Source organism: Isoptericola sp. NPDC056578 (genome assembly GCF_042793275.1).
In the GTDB taxonomy this organism is placed as follows: Bacteria; Actinomycetota; Actinomycetes; order Actinomycetales; family Cellulomonadaceae; genus Isoptericola.
Map to the genome: position 1 here is coordinate 100,748 of NZ_JBHTVC010000008.1, position 15,626 is coordinate 116,373.

12 protein-coding genes are annotated in these 15,626 nt (G+C 73.6%); 8 read left to right on the forward strand and 4 right to left on the reverse strand.

The window, feature by feature from the left end; translation table 11 throughout:
* Window positions 1–6: 6 nt before the first annotated feature.
* Window positions 7–1,494: a flavin-containing monooxygenase gene (locus tag ACFQ80_RS05475; protein WP_430562860.1), complete on the reverse strand. Its 1,488-nt coding sequence runs from the start codon at window positions 1,492–1,494 to the stop codon at window positions 7–9.
* Between the two features lie 144 nt (window positions 1,495–1,638).
* On the opposite strand from ACFQ80_RS05475, the gene ligA reads away from it, so the two are divergent.
* The gene (ligA, locus tag ACFQ80_RS05480) at window positions 1,639–4,104 is read left to right on the forward strand and encodes an NAD-dependent DNA ligase LigA (RefSeq protein WP_430562861.1); all 2,466 of its coding nucleotides are present in this window, start codon (window positions 1,639–1,641) and stop codon (window positions 4,102–4,104) included.
* A 22-nt stretch (window positions 4,105–4,126) separates the two neighbouring features.
* Window positions 4,127–5,239 carry a hypothetical protein gene (locus ACFQ80_RS05485; protein WP_430552096.1) on the forward strand — a complete coding sequence of 371 codons (1,113 nt, stop codon included), beginning with the start codon at window positions 4,127–4,129 and terminating at the stop codon, window positions 5,237–5,239.
* A 14-nt stretch (window positions 5,240–5,253) separates the two neighbouring features.
* Here the strand turns inward: ACFQ80_RS05485 and ACFQ80_RS05490 are convergent, their stop codons facing one another.
* On the reverse strand, window positions 5,254–6,132 hold the full coding sequence (locus ACFQ80_RS05490; RefSeq protein WP_430552097.1) for a dihydrodipicolinate synthase family protein: 879 nt from the start codon (window positions 6,130–6,132) through the stop codon (window positions 5,254–5,256).
* A 25-nt stretch (window positions 6,133–6,157) separates the two neighbouring features.
* On the reverse strand, window positions 6,158–7,339 hold the full coding sequence (locus ACFQ80_RS05495; RefSeq protein ID WP_430552098.1) for an ROK family transcriptional regulator: 1,182 nt from the start codon (window positions 7,337–7,339) through the stop codon (window positions 6,158–6,160).
* 76 nt (window positions 7,340–7,415) lie between these two features.
* Between ACFQ80_RS05495 and ACFQ80_RS05500 the strand changes: the two genes are divergently transcribed.
* The 6 genes from ACFQ80_RS05500 to ACFQ80_RS05525 all read left to right on the forward strand — a co-directional run bounded on the left by ACFQ80_RS05500 (window position 7,416) and on the right by ACFQ80_RS05525 (window position 14,522).
* Window positions 7,416–8,969, forward strand: a complete 1,554-nt coding sequence (locus ACFQ80_RS05500) for a sugar ABC transporter ATP-binding protein (protein WP_430562862.1) — start codon at window positions 7,416–7,418, stop codon at window positions 8,967–8,969.
* Window positions 8,966–9,970 (forward strand): ABC transporter permease, encoded by a 1,005-nt coding sequence (locus ACFQ80_RS05505; protein ID WP_430552100.1) that lies wholly within the window; start codon window positions 8,966–8,968, stop codon window positions 9,968–9,970. Before ACFQ80_RS05500 ends, ACFQ80_RS05505 begins: the two co-directional genes overlap by 4 nt.
* Before the next feature lie 105 nt (window positions 9,971–10,075).
* Window positions 10,076–11,143, forward strand: a complete 1,068-nt coding sequence (locus ACFQ80_RS05510) for a substrate-binding domain-containing protein (RefSeq protein WP_430552101.1) — start codon at window positions 10,076–10,078, stop codon at window positions 11,141–11,143.
* A 67-nt stretch (window positions 11,144–11,210) separates the two neighbouring features.
* The gene (locus ACFQ80_RS05515) at window positions 11,211–12,404 is read left to right on the forward strand and encodes a Gfo/Idh/MocA family protein (protein ID WP_430562863.1); all 1,194 of its coding nucleotides are present in this window, start codon (window positions 11,211–11,213) and stop codon (window positions 12,402–12,404) included.
* Between the two features lie 72 nt (window positions 12,405–12,476).
* Entirely contained in the window at window positions 12,477–13,478 is a 1,002-nt protein-coding gene (locus tag ACFQ80_RS05520; protein WP_429766845.1) for a sugar phosphate isomerase/epimerase family protein, read from the forward strand.
* Between the two features lie 66 nt (window positions 13,479–13,544).
* Window positions 13,545–14,522, forward strand: coding sequence for a sugar phosphate isomerase/epimerase family protein (locus ACFQ80_RS05525; protein WP_430562864.1), 978 nt, complete (start codon window positions 13,545–13,547; stop codon window positions 14,520–14,522).
* Between the two features lie 74 nt (window positions 14,523–14,596).
* Here ACFQ80_RS05525 and ACFQ80_RS05530 read toward each other — a convergent pair whose 3' ends face one another.
* On the reverse strand, window positions 14,597–15,217 hold the full coding sequence (locus tag ACFQ80_RS05530) for a GNAT family N-acetyltransferase (RefSeq protein WP_430562865.1): 621 nt from the start codon (window positions 15,215–15,217) through the stop codon (window positions 14,597–14,599).
* Between the last annotated feature and the right edge of the window lie 409 nt (window positions 15,218–15,626).

Consider the following 15,626-nt stretch of genomic DNA (forward strand, 5'->3'; position numbering starts at 1 on the left):
GCCGCGTCAGCCGATCCGCTCGCGCAGCCGGCCGGGCAGGTGCCGGTACGCCTTCGGGTCCACCGGCAGCAGCCACTGGCCGGCGCGGGTGGCCGCGGGCAGCTGCAGGTCGAGGTCCGTCAGCATCTCGTCGATCTGGTGCAGCGAGAACGGGATGACGTTGGTGCCGCGGGCGTGCTTGCCCTCGGTGCGCTTCTCCATCCAGTCCACGCGGCTCGCGACGAGCTCGCGGCGCTCCTCGACCGGGGGGACGTCGACGGCGCCGGCCAGGTGGGCGGCGGTCCACAGCGCGGCGACCTCGGCCGACAGCGGGCTGAACAGCGACGAGTTGTACCCGGCGAACGTCAGGTGCGGCACGTCGTGCGGCAGCACCTGCCGGTAGAGCTGGAAGTTGCCGCGGTCGTCGAGCAGCCGCGCCTGGAGGTCGTCGTCGAGGAACGGCACGCGCTGGTGGAAGCCGGTGCCGCACACCACGAGGTCGGCGCGCACGGTGGTGCCGTCGTCGAGCACGGCGACGGGGGCGCCGTCGTCGTCCACGGCGAAGCGCTCGATCTCGGACTCGCGGTGCACGTCGATCCGTCCCTCGGACACCTGCTCGAAGAAGCTGTCGGTGGCGAGCGAGACCGTCGAGCGGGCGATGTCGGCGAACTCGCCGCGCGGCACGAGCCCGAGCTCCTTCAGGCGGAACTGCTTGACCGAGACCGCGCCGACGCTGGCGAGCATCGACCGGCGGACGCCGTCGCCCGGCCCGTGCAGGAACTTCTCCACGCCCCCGGACAGCGTCTCGTAGCGGAACAGCCCCTCGCCCATGCGGGTGAGCAGGAGGTACTTGTAGTTGAGCGCGTTGCCGAGCCGCTTGGGCAGCTTCCACAGCAGGTGCCGCGCCACGACCTGGGTGCTCGCGGCGACCGGGGCGATCTCGGCGGCGACGTCGCACGCGGACTTGCCGTAGCCGACGACGACGACGTGCTTGCCGCGCGCGTCCTCGAGGGACGTGAGCTGGCTCGAGGCGACCACCTTGCCGCCGGCGCGCAGCAGCTGCGCCAGGCCCTCGAAGCGCGGGATCACCGGGTCGGAGAAGATGCCGTTCGCGACCACGACGTGGTCGAAGCGCTCCGGCTCGCCGACCGGCTCGCCCGTGCGCCGCGCGGTGACGGACCAGCCGTCCTCCGCGGGCGTGAGCTCCGCGCGCACGACCTCGGTCGACAGCCGGAGCGAGCCGCGCAGGTCGTGGAGGTCGACGTACCGCTCGAGGTACGCCTGCACCTGCTGGCCGCTGGGCCACTCGGGGTAGTCCTTCGGCATGGGCAGGTCCGAGAAGGCGTACGAGCCCTTGTTGTTCTGCGTGGTCAGGCCCGAGTAACGGCGGCTCGCGCTCCACACGCCGCCGACGTCGGGGGCCTTGTCGAGCACGGTGACGTCGTGCCCGAACTCGCGGAGCACCTTGGCGCTGGCCAGGCCGGCGAAGCCGGCGCCGACGACGGCGATCTTCATGAGCGTCCTTGCTGTCGGTCGAGAGGGGCCAAATCGCCAGAATCGTAGCGGTTCGGACAGGGATCGGGACAGGCCTTCTCGCAGGTCGGGCGGGACGGGGCGCCCGACCCGGCCGGTGTCGGCGGCGCGCGGCAAGATGGGCCCGTGACGGACACCGAGAACACCGGCCTCGACTCAGCGCCGGACACCCTGCTCGACGAAGCCGCCGCCCAGCGTCGCTGGGCCGAGCTGGTCGCCCTCGTCGAGGAGGACCAGCGCGCCTACTACGAGGACGACGCCCCCCGGGTGTCCGACGCGGAGTACGACGCGCGGATGCACGAGCTGGAGGCGATCGAGGCCGCGCACCCGGCGCTCCAGACGCCCGAGTCGCCGACGCAGCGGGTGGGCGGCGCGGCCGCCGCCGGCTTCGCGACGGTCGAGCACGTCGAGCGGATGCTCAGCCTCGACAACGTGTTCTCCGTCGACGAGCTGCGGGCGTGGGACGCGCGCGTGGCCCGCGACCTGGGCGCGGAGCACGTCGGCTACCTGTCCGAGGTGAAGATCGACGGGCTCGCCATCGCCCTGCTGTACGAGAAGGGGCGCCTGGTGCGCGCGGCGACCCGCGGCGACGGCCGCACGGGCGAGGACGTCACGCAGAACGCGCTGCGGATCGCCGACATCCCGCGGCGGCTGGCGGGCGACGGACACCCCGACCTCGTCGAGGTCCGCGGCGAGGTCTTCATCCCCGTCGCCTCCTTCGAGCGGCTGAACGAGCTGCAGGGGCAGCTGCGCGAGCGCGTCGTGGCCGAGTCGCGGGCGCGGCACGAGGGCCGGGCCTCCGCCGCCCGCCCGTTCGACGAGGAGCGGGCCCGCGTCGCGGCGCTCCGCCGCTTCCCGCAGTTCGCCAACCCGCGCAACGCGGCGGCCGGCGGGCTTCGCCAGCTGCTCGACAAGAAGGAGGGCATGGAGCTCGAGGCGGGCGTCGCCCGCGTCGAGTCCCTGCGCCTGTACGTGCACGGGATCGGCGCGCTGCAGTGGACGGCGGGCGAGCACACGGAGCTGGCCCGGCAGTCGGAGGCGTACGAGCACTTCGCGCGGTGGGGGCTGCCGGTCTCCCCGCACAACCGGGTGGTCGAGGGTGTCGACGGCGTCGTCGAGATGATCGAGTGGTTCGGCGCCCACCGGCACGACATCGAGCACGAGCTGGACGGCATCGTCGTCAAGGTCGACGCCCTCGACGACCAGCGCCGGCTCGGCGCGACGAGCCGCGCCCCCCGCTGGGCGATCGCCTACAAGTACCCGCCCGAGGAGGTCACGACCCGCCTCGTGGCGATCCAGGTGGGCGTGGGGCGCACCGGCCGCGCCACCCCGTACGCGGTGATGGAGCCGGTCCTGGTCGCAGGCTCCACCGTGCGCCAGGCGACCCTGCACAACCAGGACGTGGTGAAGGCGAAGGGCGTGCGCATCGGCGACATGGTCGTGCTGCGCAAGGCGGGCGACGTCATCCCCGAGATCCTCGGCCCGGTGACGGCGCTGGCCGACGACGGCTACCCGCGCGAGGAGTTCGTCATGCCCGCCGAATGCCCCGAGTGCGGCACCCCGCTGCGGGCGATGAAGGAGGGTGACGTCGACCTGCGCTGCCCCAACGCCGAGACGTGCCCGGCGCAGGTGCGCGGCCGGGTGGAGCACATCGGCTCGCGCGGCGGGCTGGACGTCGAGGCGCTCGGCGAGGTCACGGCGTCGGCCCTCACGCAGCCCGAGGTGCCCGAGGTGCCTCCGCTGCGCACGGAGGCGGGCCTGTTCGACCTCACGCTGGAGCAGCTGCTGCCCATCGAGGTCGTCGTGCGCGACGCCGAGACGGGGCTGCCCAGGGCGGACGACGACGGCGTCGCGCGGCGCCGCACCCCGTTCCGCAAGAAGGTCACGGTCACCAGGGCCCGCCGCGCCGAGGCCGAGGCGGCGGGCGAGGCCCTGCCCGAGTTCGAGCCCACCGCTGCGGCCACCAAGCTCCTCGAGGAGCTGGAGCTGGCCAAGACGAAGGACCTGTGGCGCATCCTCGTCAGCCTCAACATCCGCCATGTCGGGCCCGTGGCGGCCCGGGCGCTCGCGGGCTGGTTCGGCTCGCTCGACGCGATCCGGGCGGCGTCGCGCGAGGAGCTGGCCGCCGTCGAGGGCGTGGGCCCGATCATCGCCGACGCGCTGCTGGCCTGGTTCGACGTCGAGTGGCACCGCGAGATCGTCGACCGCTGGCAGGCGGCCGGGGTGCGCACGTGGATCCCCGACCACCCGGGCCCCGAGGCGATGGCGGCAGCGGCCGACAAGGGCCCGACCGGGCCGCTCGCCGGGCTCACGGTGGTGGTCACCGGCTCGCTCGAGGGCTACAGCCGCGACGGCGCCAAGGAGGCCGTCCTGGCCGCGGGCGGCAAGGCGGCCGGGTCGGTGTCGAAGAAGACGGACTACGTCGTCGTCGGCGCCAACGCCGGGTCGAAGGCCGCGAAGGCGGAGGAGCTCGGCCTGCCGATCCTCGACGAGGCGGCGTTCACGCGCCTGCTGCAGGGCGGTCCGGCCGCGCTGGGCGATGGTGCGCAGGACGGCGCAGAGGAGAGCGCGGACGCCGCCGAGGAGGTCTGACGCCCGGAGCTACGATGCGCGGGTGCCCGACACGCTCTCCTCGCCCCAGACCGCCTCGACCCTGACGCTGCGCGGCGCCCACCTGGTGGGTTCCGTGAACCTCCCCTCGGCGCGCGACACGCTGCGCACGGTCGCGACGCGGCTCGGCCCCCACGCCCGCCGCATCCCGGACGGCGAGGTGGGCGAGCGGTTCCACTGGATCCTGTTCCAGGGCGCGCGGTTCGAGGTGGTCGACGGGCTGGTGCGCGTGGGCGACGCGCCCGTCGTCGTGGCCGGTTTCGACGTGCGGCCGCACGTGCTCGACGGCTCGGTGCCGGCGGACGAGCTCCGGTTCGGGCCGCTGGGCTACGCGGAGGCCGCGCTCGCGTCGTACGCCGACTTCGCGGCCCTGCGCGCCGAGGGCGTGATCGCGCCCGGCACGCGGTTCCAGGTCTGCCTGCCGTCGCCGCTGGCCGCGGTCACGACGTTCGTCGCGCCGGCCGACCGTGCCGCGGTGCACCCGGTCTACGAGGCGGCGCTGGTGCGCGAGCTCGACGAGATCGTCGCCGCGATCCCCGCCGAGGACCTCGCGGTGCAGGTGGACCTGGCCACCGAGTTCGCGTTCGTCGAGGGCGCGAACCTCGGCGGCGGTGCCGCGCGGGCCTGGTTCGATCGCGACGCCGGCGGGGACGAGGACGTCGTGCGCGGCTGTGCCGCCCGCGCGGCGCGGTTCGCGGCGCACGTGCCCGAGGGGGTCCAGCTCGGCTTCCACCTCTGCTACGGCGACGTGGCCGAGAAGCACTTCGTCGAGCCGGCCGACACGGGACACCTCGTGGAGATGGCGAACGCCCTGGTGGCGGCCCTCCCGCGCCCGATCACGTGGGTGCACCTGCCCGTCCCGATCGACCGCGACGACGTCGCGTACGTCGCGCCGCTCGGCGACCTCGCGCTCGACCCGGCCACCGAGCTCTACCTCGGCGTCCTGCACCACGAGGACGGCGTCGAGGGGGCCGCGCGCCGGCTGGCCGCGGCCGCGCAGGTGCTGGGCGACCGGACCGTCGGCGTCGCCACGGAGTGCGGCTTCGGCCGCGGCCCGAGCGAGCGCACGGCGGCCCTGCTGGACCTGCACGTCGCGGTCCTCGACCGCACGTCCTGACGTCCGGCGGTGCGTCAGGGGCGTCGCGCGACGACGGCCTGCAGCTCGGCGTCGTCCGCGGCCGTGAGCGGCACGAGCGTGTCGCGCGGCGGCGCGGTCGGCGTACCGAGCAGGGCGGCGACGGCGTGCAGCGCGGCGACCGGGCGCCCCGTGTCCGCCACGGCCCGCGCGACGTCGAGCAGCCAGTCCCGTGCCGCGTCGGCGGCAACGGTCCCCGCGACCCGGGCCCGCCGGACGGCGACGTACTCGGCCGGCGCGAGCGCCGCGAGCCCGGTGTGCCAGGCGTCCGCGGGCTCGGCGTCGCCGATCAGCGCGGTGTCGCCGCTGAGCCCCACCGCGACCCCCGCCGTCCGCAGCGCGGCCACGCGTCCGCCCGGTCGGGACGGCTGCGACGCCGGGTCCTTCACCGCGACCACGGAGCCGTCGTCGTGCAGCGCCGCGAGCATCTCGGCAGAGACGTCGAACCCGAGCTGCACGGGCTTGTTGTAGAAGCACACCGGCGTGCCCGGCACGGCGGCCGCGACCCGTGCGTACAGGGCGCGCACCTCCGCGTCGTCGAGCGGGAGGTACGCGAACGGGGGCAGCACCAGCCCGGCGGCACCGGCCTCGCGGGCGCGGCGTGCCCGCGCGACGACCCGGTGCGCCGACTCCGCGGCGGCGCCCACGTGCAACGGCGCGCCGCCCGCGGCCGCCACGGCGATCCGGACCACGGCGTCGCGCTCGTCGTCGTCGAACGACACCCCGGAGCCGGAGGTCGCCAGCACGACGACGCCGTCCGCGCCGGCGGACACGGCCGCGCCGACGAGGGCCTCCAGGCCGTCCAGGTCCACCTCCCCGTCCTCGGCCAGCGGGGTGATCGGGTAGGCGAGGAGTCCGGTGAACGCCGAGGTCATGCCGCGCATCGTACGGACGGCGGCGTCAGGCGGTCAGCGCGTCCACGGCGTCGGGCGACAAGGCGTGGTCGGCCGCCATGGCGGCCGCTCCGAGCACGCCCGCCTGCGCGCCGGTGCGCGCGACGGCGATGCGCAGGTGCTGGGTGGCCAGCGGCAGCGACCGCCGGTAGACGACCTCGCGGATGCCGGCGAGGAGGTGCTCGCCCGCCTCGGCGAGGATGCCGCCGAGCACGATGACGGAGGGGTTGAGCAGGCTGACCGTCGCCGCGAGGACGCTGCCGATCTCGCGCCCGGCCTGGCGCACGGCACGGCCGGCGGTGACGTCGCCGCCGCGGACCAGCGCGACGACGTCCGCGGGGCCGGACACGTCCAGGCCCTCGGCGCCGAGCCGCACGGCCAGGGCCTGGGCGCTCGCGATCGCCTCGAGGCAGCCGACGTTGCCGCACCGGCACACGATGTCCTCCGCCCCGGGCACGGCGATGTGCCCGACGTCGCCGGCGGCGCCCTGGGCGCCACGCCGCAGCGCGCCGTCGGCGATGATGCCCGCGCCGATGCCGGTGGCGACCTTGACGAGGATGAGGTCGGAGACGTCGGGCCAGGCGATGCGGTGCTCGCCGAGCGCCATGATGTTCACGTCGTTGTCGACCAGCGCGGGGGCGTCGAAGTGGCCGCGGAGGATGCCGGGCACGTCGGCGTCGTCCCAGCCGGGCATGATCGGCGGGTTGTTCGGGTGCCCGGTCGCGTGCTCGACGGGGCCCGGCAGGCCGACGCCCACGCCGGCGAGGTCGCCGACGGAGCGCCCCGCGGTCTCGAGCAGCTTGCGCCCGGTGTCCGCGACCCAGCCGAGCACGGGCTCCGGTCCGTCGGCGATGGCGAGGGGCGCGTCGAGCTCGGCGAGCACGGTGGACGCGAGGTCGGTCACGGCGAGCCGGGCGTGGGTGGCACCGAGGTCGACCCCCAGCACCACCTGCGACGACGGGTTGAACGCGAAGGTGGCGGGCGGGCGCCCCCCGGTCGAGGTGGCCTCGCCGGCAGGGGCGATGAGGCCCGCCGCCATGAGCGCGTCGATCCGCCCCGCGACGGTCGACCGGGCCTGGCCGGTGAGGGTCGCGAGCTCGGCGCGGGTGCGGGCCCGGCCGTCGCGCAGGAGCTGGAACATCTCGCCGGCCCCGGGCGTGCGAGGTCCGGCCGCTGCGCCTTCCGTCATGACCGTAGTCAATCACGATCGAATAACACCCGTCTTTTGCTTGACGATCGACAGAAGTGCGTCCTAGGTTCGAGCCATGGTCGACGTGGACCGCGACGACGCGGCACCGCCGGAGGGCAGCGACGCCCCCGCCCCTCTGCTGCGCATGGAGGGCATCGTCAAGCACTTCCCGGGCGCCAAGGCGCTCGACGGGGTGGACCTCGACGTGCTGCCGGGCGAGGTGCACTGCCTGCTCGGGCAGAACGGCGCCGGGAAGTCCACGCTCATCAAGGTCCTCGCCGGGGCGCACCAGCCCACCGCGGGCCGGATCGTGCTCGACGGCGAGGAGGTCGTCGTCCCGCACCCGGTCGCGGCCCTGCAGCGCGGGGTCGCGACGATCTACCAGGAGCTCGACGTCGTCGACGGGCTCACCGTCGCGGAGAACGTGTACCTCGGGCACGAGCTCGCGCGCGGCGGGTTCACCCAGCGCCGCGAGGTCGCCACCCGCACCCGGGAGCTGCTGGCACGCCTCGGCCACCCCGAGATCTCGCCCCACCGCGAGGTCGGCCAGCTCTCCGCCGCGGGCAAGCAGGTCGTGTCCATGGCGCGGGCGCTCTCCCACGAGGCGCGCGTCATCGTCATGGACGAGCCATCCGCCGTGCTCGACGCCGGGGAGGTGCGGAACCTGTTCCGCGTCGTCCGCGCGCTCACGGCCCAGGGCGTCGCGGTCGTGTACATCTCCCACCGCCTCGAGGAGATCCGGGAGATCGGCGACCGCATCACGGTCCTCAAGAACGGGCGCACGGTGGGCCGCGACCTCCCGGCCGCCACGACGCCCACGACCGAGCTCATCCGGCTCATGACCGGCCGCAACGTCGAGTACGCGTTCCCCGAGCGCCCCGGCGTCCCCGACGACGCGCCCGTGGTGCTCGACGTCGAGGGACTGGGCCTCGCGGGCACGTTCGAGGACGTGTCGTTCCAGGTCCGGGCCGGGGAGATCGTCGGCCTGGCCGGGCTCGTCGGCGCCGGGCGGTCGGAGATCCTCGAGACGCTCTACGGCGCGCGCCGCCGGTCGTCGGGCACCGTCGCGGTCAAGGGCCGCGCCCTGCGCGCGGGCTCGGTCGACACCGCGGTCGCCGCCGGCATCGGGCTGTGCCCGGAGGAGCGCAAGAGCCAGGGCCTCGTCCTCGACGAGCCCGTCTACCGGAACGTCACCCTCTCGACGTTCGCCCGGTTCGCCCGCGGCGGCTGGCTCGACGAGCGCGCCGAGCGCACGGCGGCGCGCGAGCAGGTGGCCGCCCTCGACCTGCGGCCCACCGACGTCGACCGGGCGGCCCGCACCCTCTCCGGCGGCAACCAGCAGAAGGCCCTGCTCGGGCGATGGCTCGTGCACGGCTGCGACGTGCTGCTCCTCGACGAGCCCACCCGCGGCGTCGACGTCGGCGCGCGGTCCGAGCTGTACGCGCTCGTGCGCCGCCTCGCCGACGCCGGGACGGCGGTGGTCGTCGTCTCCAGCGAGATCCCCGAGGTCCTCGGCCTCGCCGACCACGTGCTCGTGGTCTCCGAAGGGCGGGTGGTGCACCGGGCACCCGCGCAGGACATCGACGAGCACGGCGTGCTCGACCTCGTCATGGAAGGAACCACCGCATGAGCACCCAGGTGGAGTCGCCGGCCGCCGGCACGTCGCGGCCCTCGTGGCTGTCGGGCCCGGCGGGCCGCACGATCGGGCTCGTCGTGGCCCTGGCTCTCGTCGCCGTCGTCGGCGTGATCACGGGCGGCGAGCGCTTCGCCAGCCTCGACAACGTCATGACCATCCTCCGGCTCGCGTCCGTGACCGGGGTCCTCGCCATCGGGATGACGTTCGTCATCACGGCCGGGGGGATCGACCTCTCGGTGGGCTCCCTGACGGGGCTCGCCTCGGTGTGGGCCAGCACGCTCGCCACGCAGACGATGGCCGAGGACGTGCACTGGACGGTCATGGTGCTCACGGCGCTCGTGGTCGGCACCGCGGCGGGCATCGTCAACGGCCTGATCATCGCGTACGGGAAGGTCGTGTCCTTCATCGCGACGCTGGCGATGATGATCGCCGCCCGCGGCCTCGCGGAGATGATCTCGGGCCGCCAGACGCAGGTCGTCAACGTGGACGGCTTCCTGGACTTCTTCCGCGCCGACTTCATCGGCGTGCCGGTGCTCGTGTGGATCTTCGCGGTGGTCGCCGTCGCCGGCTGGTTCCTGTTCAACCGCACCACGTTCGGCCGCCGCACGGTGGCCGTGGGCGGCAACCTCGAGGCGTCGCGGCTCGCGGGCATCAAGGTGCAGCGTCACCTGCTGTACGTCTACGCGCTGTCCGGGCTGGCCGCCGGCATCGCGGGCGTGATGATGCTCGGCCGCACCACCGCGGGCACCTCCACGAACGGCCTGTACTACGAGCTCGAGGTGATCGCGGCCGTCGTCGTCGGCGGCACGCTGCTCATCGGTGGCCGCGGCACGATCGTGGGCACCGTCATCGGCGTCCTCATCTTCGCGATGCTGACCAACGTCTTCACGATCAACAACCTGTCGATCTCCGCCCAGAACGTCGCCAAGGGCGCGATCATCGTGGTCGCCGTCCTGCTCCAGCAGCGCTTCGCCCGGCGCTCCGCGTCCACCTGACGCACCGCCCTCCCGAACCTCCCCGCACCACCCCAGCTCCACCCCAGCACCATCCCGCACCGGGCCACCCGCCCGGGACGGCCGGACCGAATCGAGGATGATCACATGTCCGCACGCACCGCGCTGGAGCGTCCTACCCGTGGCCGTCGCGTCGTCGCGCTGGCCGCGACGGCCGCGACCGCCGTCCTGCTCGCCGCCGGCTGCACCAGCAACGAGCCGCCCGAGGACGAGGGCTCGGCCGCCCCGCAGGTCGCCGCCGAGGGCAACGACGAGCCGGGCGAGAAGGTCGTCATCGGCTTCTCCGCCCCCGCCGCCGACCACGGCTGGATGGGCGCCATCACCAAGTCGGCGGTCGACACCGCCGAGCAGTACTCCGACGTCGAGCTCCGCCAGGCCGAGGCGACGAACGACGTCAACGTGCAGATCAGCCAGATCGAGCAGTTCATCAACGACAAGGTCGACGCCATCGTGCTGCTGCCGTTCGACGGCGCCGCGCTCACCGAGGTCGCGACCAAGGCGATGGAGGCCGGCATCCCGGTCATCAACGTCGACCGCGAGTTCTCCAGCCCGTTCGCCGCGCGCGCCACGGTGCTCGGCGACAACTACGGCATGGGCGTGAGCGCCGGCACCTACATCTGCGAGCAGCTCGGCGACAACCCGGACGCGATCGTCGCCGAGATCCAGGGCATCGAGTCGCTCCCGCTCACCCAGGACCGCAGCAAGGGGTTCGAGGACGCGCTGTCCGACTGCGGGCTCGACGTCGACCGCCGGGTCGCGGCGGACTTCACGGTCCAGGGCGGGGAGACGGCGACGTCGAACCTGCTGCAGGCGGAGCCCCAGATCGACGCCATCTGGAACCATGACGACGACCAGGGTGTCGGCGTCCTCGCCGCGATCGAGAACGCCGGCCGGGACGAGTTCTTCATGGTCGGCGGCGCCGGGTCCCTCGACGTCATGGAGCACATCCAGGCGGACGACTCGGTGCTGAAGGCGACCGTCGTCTACCCGTCGACGCAGGCGGCCGACGGCATCAAGCTGGCCCGCCTGGTGGTGCACAACAAGAACATGGGAGACCTGGTCTCGGCCGGGGTCCCGCGCACCACCCAGCTGTACGCGCCGGTGGTCACGGCGGACAACGTCGACCAGTACATGTCCATCGGGTTCCGGTCCTGACGTCAGGCCCGACCCGCAGAGCACGCACGGAAGCACGACAGCCGCACGAGGAAACGGAGGTCGCTCGATGAGCGAGCACGCCACGGCAGGGGGCACGCCGACGCTGGGCGTCGGGATGGTCGGATACGCGTTCATGGGGGCCGCGCACTCGCAGGCGTGGCGGACGGCGCCGCGGTTCTTCGACCTCCCGCTCGCCCCGCGGATGCGGGTCGTGGCGGGCCGCACCGCCGCGGGGGTGCGCGCGGCGGCGGACCGGCTCGGCTGGGACGACGCCGTCACCGACTGGCGCGAGCTCGTCACCCGGGACGACGTCGACCTCGTCGACGTCTGCACGCCGGGCGACACGCACGCCGAGATCGCCGTCGCGGCGCTCGAGGCGGGCAAGCACGTGCTGTGCGAGAAGCCGCTCGCGAACTCGGTGGCCGAGGCGGAGGAGATGGTCCGCGCGGCCGACGCCGCGGCCGCGCGCGGGGTGTTCGCGGCGGTGGGGTTCACCTACCGCCGCGTCCCGGCGATCCAGCTCGCGCGACGCCTGGTCGAGCAGGGCCGGATCGGCGAGGTGCGACAGGTGCGCGCGCAGTACCTGCAGGACTGGCTGTCCGACCCGGCCACGCCGCTGTCGTGGCGGCTCGACAAGGCCAAGGCCGGGTCGGGGGCGCTGGGTGACATCGGCGCGCACGTGGTCGACCTGGCCCAGTTCGTCACGGGGGAGCGGCTGGTCGGCGTGGCGGGCATGCTCGAGACGTTCGTGCGCGAGCGGCCGGTCCCGGCGTCCTTCTCCGGCCTGTCGGGGGAGGCGGGGGAGGGCACCGGCCCGGTCACCGTCGACGACGCCGCGATCTTCTTCGGCCGGCTGTCGGGCGGCGGGACGGCGACCTTCGAGGCCACGCGGTACGCGTGGGGGCGGAAGAACGCCATCCGGCTCGAGGTCAGCGGCACCCGCGGCTCGCTCGCCTTCGACTTCGAGGACATGAACCTCCTGCACTACTTCGACGCCGAGGACGACGCGGAGGTCGCGGGCTTCCGCCGCATCGTCGTCACCGAGCCGGAGCACCCGTACGGCGGGCACTGGTGGCCCGCCGGCCACGGTCTCGGCTACGAGCACGCGTTCACCCACCAGGTCGTCGACCTCGTCGAGGACCTGGCGGCGGGGAAGCAGCCGACCCCGTCGTTCGCCGACGGGCTCGCCGTGCAGCGCGTGCTCGACGCCGTCGAGCGCAGCTCGGACGCCGGCCACGCCTGGGTCGACCTGCCCGGCTGACCACGCCCCGCTCCCACGTCACCAGCTCGCCGCCACCACCCGCACCGCCGTCTCGACGAGGAGAACCGCACCATGGCACGACCGATCACCCTGTTCACGGGCCAGTGGGCCGACCTGCCCCTGGAGGAGGTGGCCCGCCTCGCCTCGGGCTGGGGCTACGACGGCCTCGAGCTCGCCTGCTGGGGCGACCACCTGGACCCGTGGCGGTGGGACGACGACGCGTACGTGCAGTCCCGTCTCGACCTGCTGGAGCGGCACGGGCTGAAGGTGTACGCCATCTCCAACCACCTCAAGGGCCAGGCCGTCTGCGACGACCCGATCGACGAGCGGCACCGCGACATCCTGCCGGACGTCGTGTGGGGCGACGGCGACCCGGAGGGGGTGCGGCAGCGCGCCGCGGAGGAGATGAAGCACACCGCCCGGCTGGCGGCGCGGCTCGGCGTCGACACCGTGGTGGGCTTCACGGGGTCGTCGATCTGGAAGTACGTGGCGATGTTCCCGCCGGCCACGGAGGCGATGGTCGAGGCGGGCTACCAGGACTTCGCCGACCGGTGGAACCCGATCCTCGACGTCTTCGACGAGGTGGGCGTGCGCTTCGCGCACGAGGTGCACCCGAGCGAGATCGCGTACGACTACTGGACCACCGTGCGCACGCTGGAGGCGATCGGGCACCGCGAGGCGTTCGGCCTCAACTGGGACCCGTCGCACATGGTGTGGCAGGACCTCGACCCGGTGAGCTTCCTGTGGGACTTCAAGGACCGGATCTACCACGTGGACTGCAAGGACACGAAGAAGCGGATGGGCAACGGCCGCAACGGGCGCCTGTCGTCCCACCTGCCGTGGGCCGACCCGCGGCGGGGGTGGGACTTCATCTCCACGGGGCACGGCGACGTGCCGTGGGAGGACGCGTTCCGGATGCTCAACACGATCGGCTACGCGGGGCCCATCTCGATCGAGTGGGAGGACGCCGGCATGGACCGCCTGGTCGGCGCGCCGGAGGCCCTGGAGCTGGTGCGCCGGCTCGCGTTCGACGCGCCCGAGGCCGCGTTCGACGCCGCGTTCTCCCAGCGCTGAGCCGCTCCCGAAGCTCGCGACAGCGTGGCGCCGGGCGGTCCGGCGTCCTGATCAAAGGGGATCAGCATGACCAGTCGTACCGAGCTCGACCGTCGGTCGTTCCTGCGCCTGGCGGGCTCCACCGTCGCGGTGGGTGCCGCGGCCGTCACGTCCGTGGGCCTGGGGGCGGCGACGGCCTCGTCGGCGCTCGCGGCCGGCGGCGGGCGCCGGCTCGTCCCGCCGGGCAAGCTGGGCATCCAGCTCTTCTCGATCCGGGACAAGGTCAACGCGCTCGGGTTCCGGGCGGTCTTCGAGCGGCTCTCCACCCTCGGGTACCGCGAGGTGGAGTTCGCCGGGTACACGCAGGGCGCGGTCGGCGCGATCACGCCGTCGGAGATCCGCACGCTCCTGGACGACAACGGCCTCGTGGCGGTCGGCGCGCACCGGGGCATCGCCGACTTCGTCCGCAACATGGAGGCCGAGCTCGACATCGCCCAGACCCTCGGGATGGCGCACGTCGGCACGGCCAACGCCCCCACGAACGACCGCACCGTCGGCGGCTACCTGGCGGCGGCGGAGCAGTTCAACGGGTTCGGCGCGGCGGCTGCGGCGCGCGGGCTGAAGTTCTACCAGCACAACCACCAGCACGAGTTCGGCTTCGCGGCCGACGACCCGGCGACGCGGCTGTACGACGTCTTCCTGGAGAACACCGACCCGGCGACGGTCTACCTGGAGATGGACGTGTTCTGGGCGTTCGTGGGCCGGCACCTCTACCCGGGGTTCGAGCCGGTGGAGTACGTCCTGGCGCACCGGAACCGCTATCCGATGTTCCACCTCAAGGACGGGCGGGTGAACCCGCAGTCGTCCAACGGCTACGACATCGTCGAGTTCGGGGTGGGCGACCTCGACTACCAGGCGTTCCTCGGCGCGCTGAACGGCTCGGGGCGCCAGCACGGCATCTGGGAGCAGGACAACGCGTCGACGGTCGCCGAGCCCCCGTTCCCCGTCGACTCCTTCGGCAACGCGGAGCGCAGCGCGGACGCGATCCTCGCGCTGCGGGGCTGAGGACCTCCGGGACCCGCTGGACGACAACGGGCGGGCGACACACGTCGCCCGCCCGTCGTCGTCGGCTCGCGCGGTCAGGCCGCGCGGCGGACCATCACGACGTCGTCGTGCCGCACGCCACCCACGTCGTACGTGCGCGTGCCGGCGACCACGAAGCCGTGCTTGCGATAGAAGGCCTGTGCGCGGGTGTTCTGCGCGTTGGTGCCGAGCCACAGGGGAGCGTCCACCCCGGCGGCGGCGCCGAGCGCGCCCGCGGCCGCGGCAGCGGCCTCGAGGAGCTGAGCGGCGACGCCGCCGCCGAGCACGTCCGGGTGCACGTAGATCTTGGAGAGCTCGGCGTACGGGCCCGCGCCCACGACGGCGCCCAGCACCTCTCGTTCCTCGTCACCGTCCGGCTCGCCGAAGGACACGAGCGCGTAGCCGAGGGGCGTCGTCGAACCGTCGTCGGGTGCTCCGGGCCTGTCGTCGACGGCGACCAGGAGCGCGTGCCTGTCGGACGCGACCCAGGCGCGGACGGCACCCGGGGACAGATGGGCGGCCACGTGTGCGGCCATCGTGGCCACCGGGGTCCCCGGCGGGCACGCCAGCGGGAACGTGAGTGCGGCGAGCCATGCGACGTGCGCGCTCTCGTCGGCCCGGGCGGGCCGGACGACGACGGACGCCGGGGGCTGTGGTGCGGTCTGCGGGGTGGTCACGGCACGATTCTGGACCCCGTCCAGAGCCCTCGTCGGGGCCCGGGGAGCGGTGTGCCCCGCGTCACCGCGGGCGGAGTTGGCCGGGCGCTGCGGAGCGTGTAATGTTCTACGACGTCAGCCCGACAGGGAGACGGACACCAAAGAGCATGATCCGGGAGACCGGAGCTCAGGTGGCCGCGCGGGGCTGGAACTCACATCGAGGATCAGGTCGCATTCGTGCGCCCCGAGCACCGGTGTGGGGCTTTCCGACTTGCGTCGGGCAGTTCGATCGGCTGGAAACAGGCGGTCGGAACGGCCGAAAAAGTCTGGTAAGTTTGAGGGGTTGCCCCGGCGGGGTCGGAACGGTTGGTTCTGGTTCTGCGGTGTGCGTCGGTTGTTTGAGAACTCAACAGTGTGTTTGATAGTCAAT

Excerpts from the sequence above, each read along its gene's own strand:
- ACFQ80_RS05475 (WP_430562860.1), bottom strand. The coding sequence starts at position 1,494 with ATGAAGATCGCCGTCGTCGGCGCCGGCTTCGCCGGCCTGGCCAGCGCC.
- ACFQ80_RS05490 (WP_430552097.1), bottom strand. The coding sequence starts at position 6,132 with ATGACCTCGGCGTTCACCGGACTCCTCGCCTACCCGATCACCCCGCTG.
- ACFQ80_RS05495 (WP_430552098.1), bottom strand. The coding sequence starts at position 7,339 with ATGACGGAAGGCGCAGCGGCCGGACCTCGCACGCCCGGGGCCGGCGAG.
- ACFQ80_RS05500 (WP_430562862.1), top strand. The coding sequence starts at position 7,416 with ATGGTCGACGTGGACCGCGACGACGCGGCACCGCCGGAGGGCAGCGAC.
- ACFQ80_RS05505 (WP_430552100.1), top strand. The coding sequence starts at position 8,966 with ATGAGCACCCAGGTGGAGTCGCCGGCCGCCGGCACGTCGCGGCCCTCG.
- ACFQ80_RS05510 (WP_430552101.1), top strand. The coding sequence starts at position 10,076 with ATGTCCGCACGCACCGCGCTGGAGCGTCCTACCCGTGGCCGTCGCGTC.
- ACFQ80_RS05515 (WP_430562863.1), top strand. The coding sequence starts at position 11,211 with ATGAGCGAGCACGCCACGGCAGGGGGCACGCCGACGCTGGGCGTCGGG.
- ACFQ80_RS05520 (WP_429766845.1), top strand. The coding sequence starts at position 12,477 with ATGGCACGACCGATCACCCTGTTCACGGGCCAGTGGGCCGACCTGCCC.
- ACFQ80_RS05525 (WP_430562864.1), top strand. The coding sequence starts at position 13,545 with ATGACCAGTCGTACCGAGCTCGACCGTCGGTCGTTCCTGCGCCTGGCG.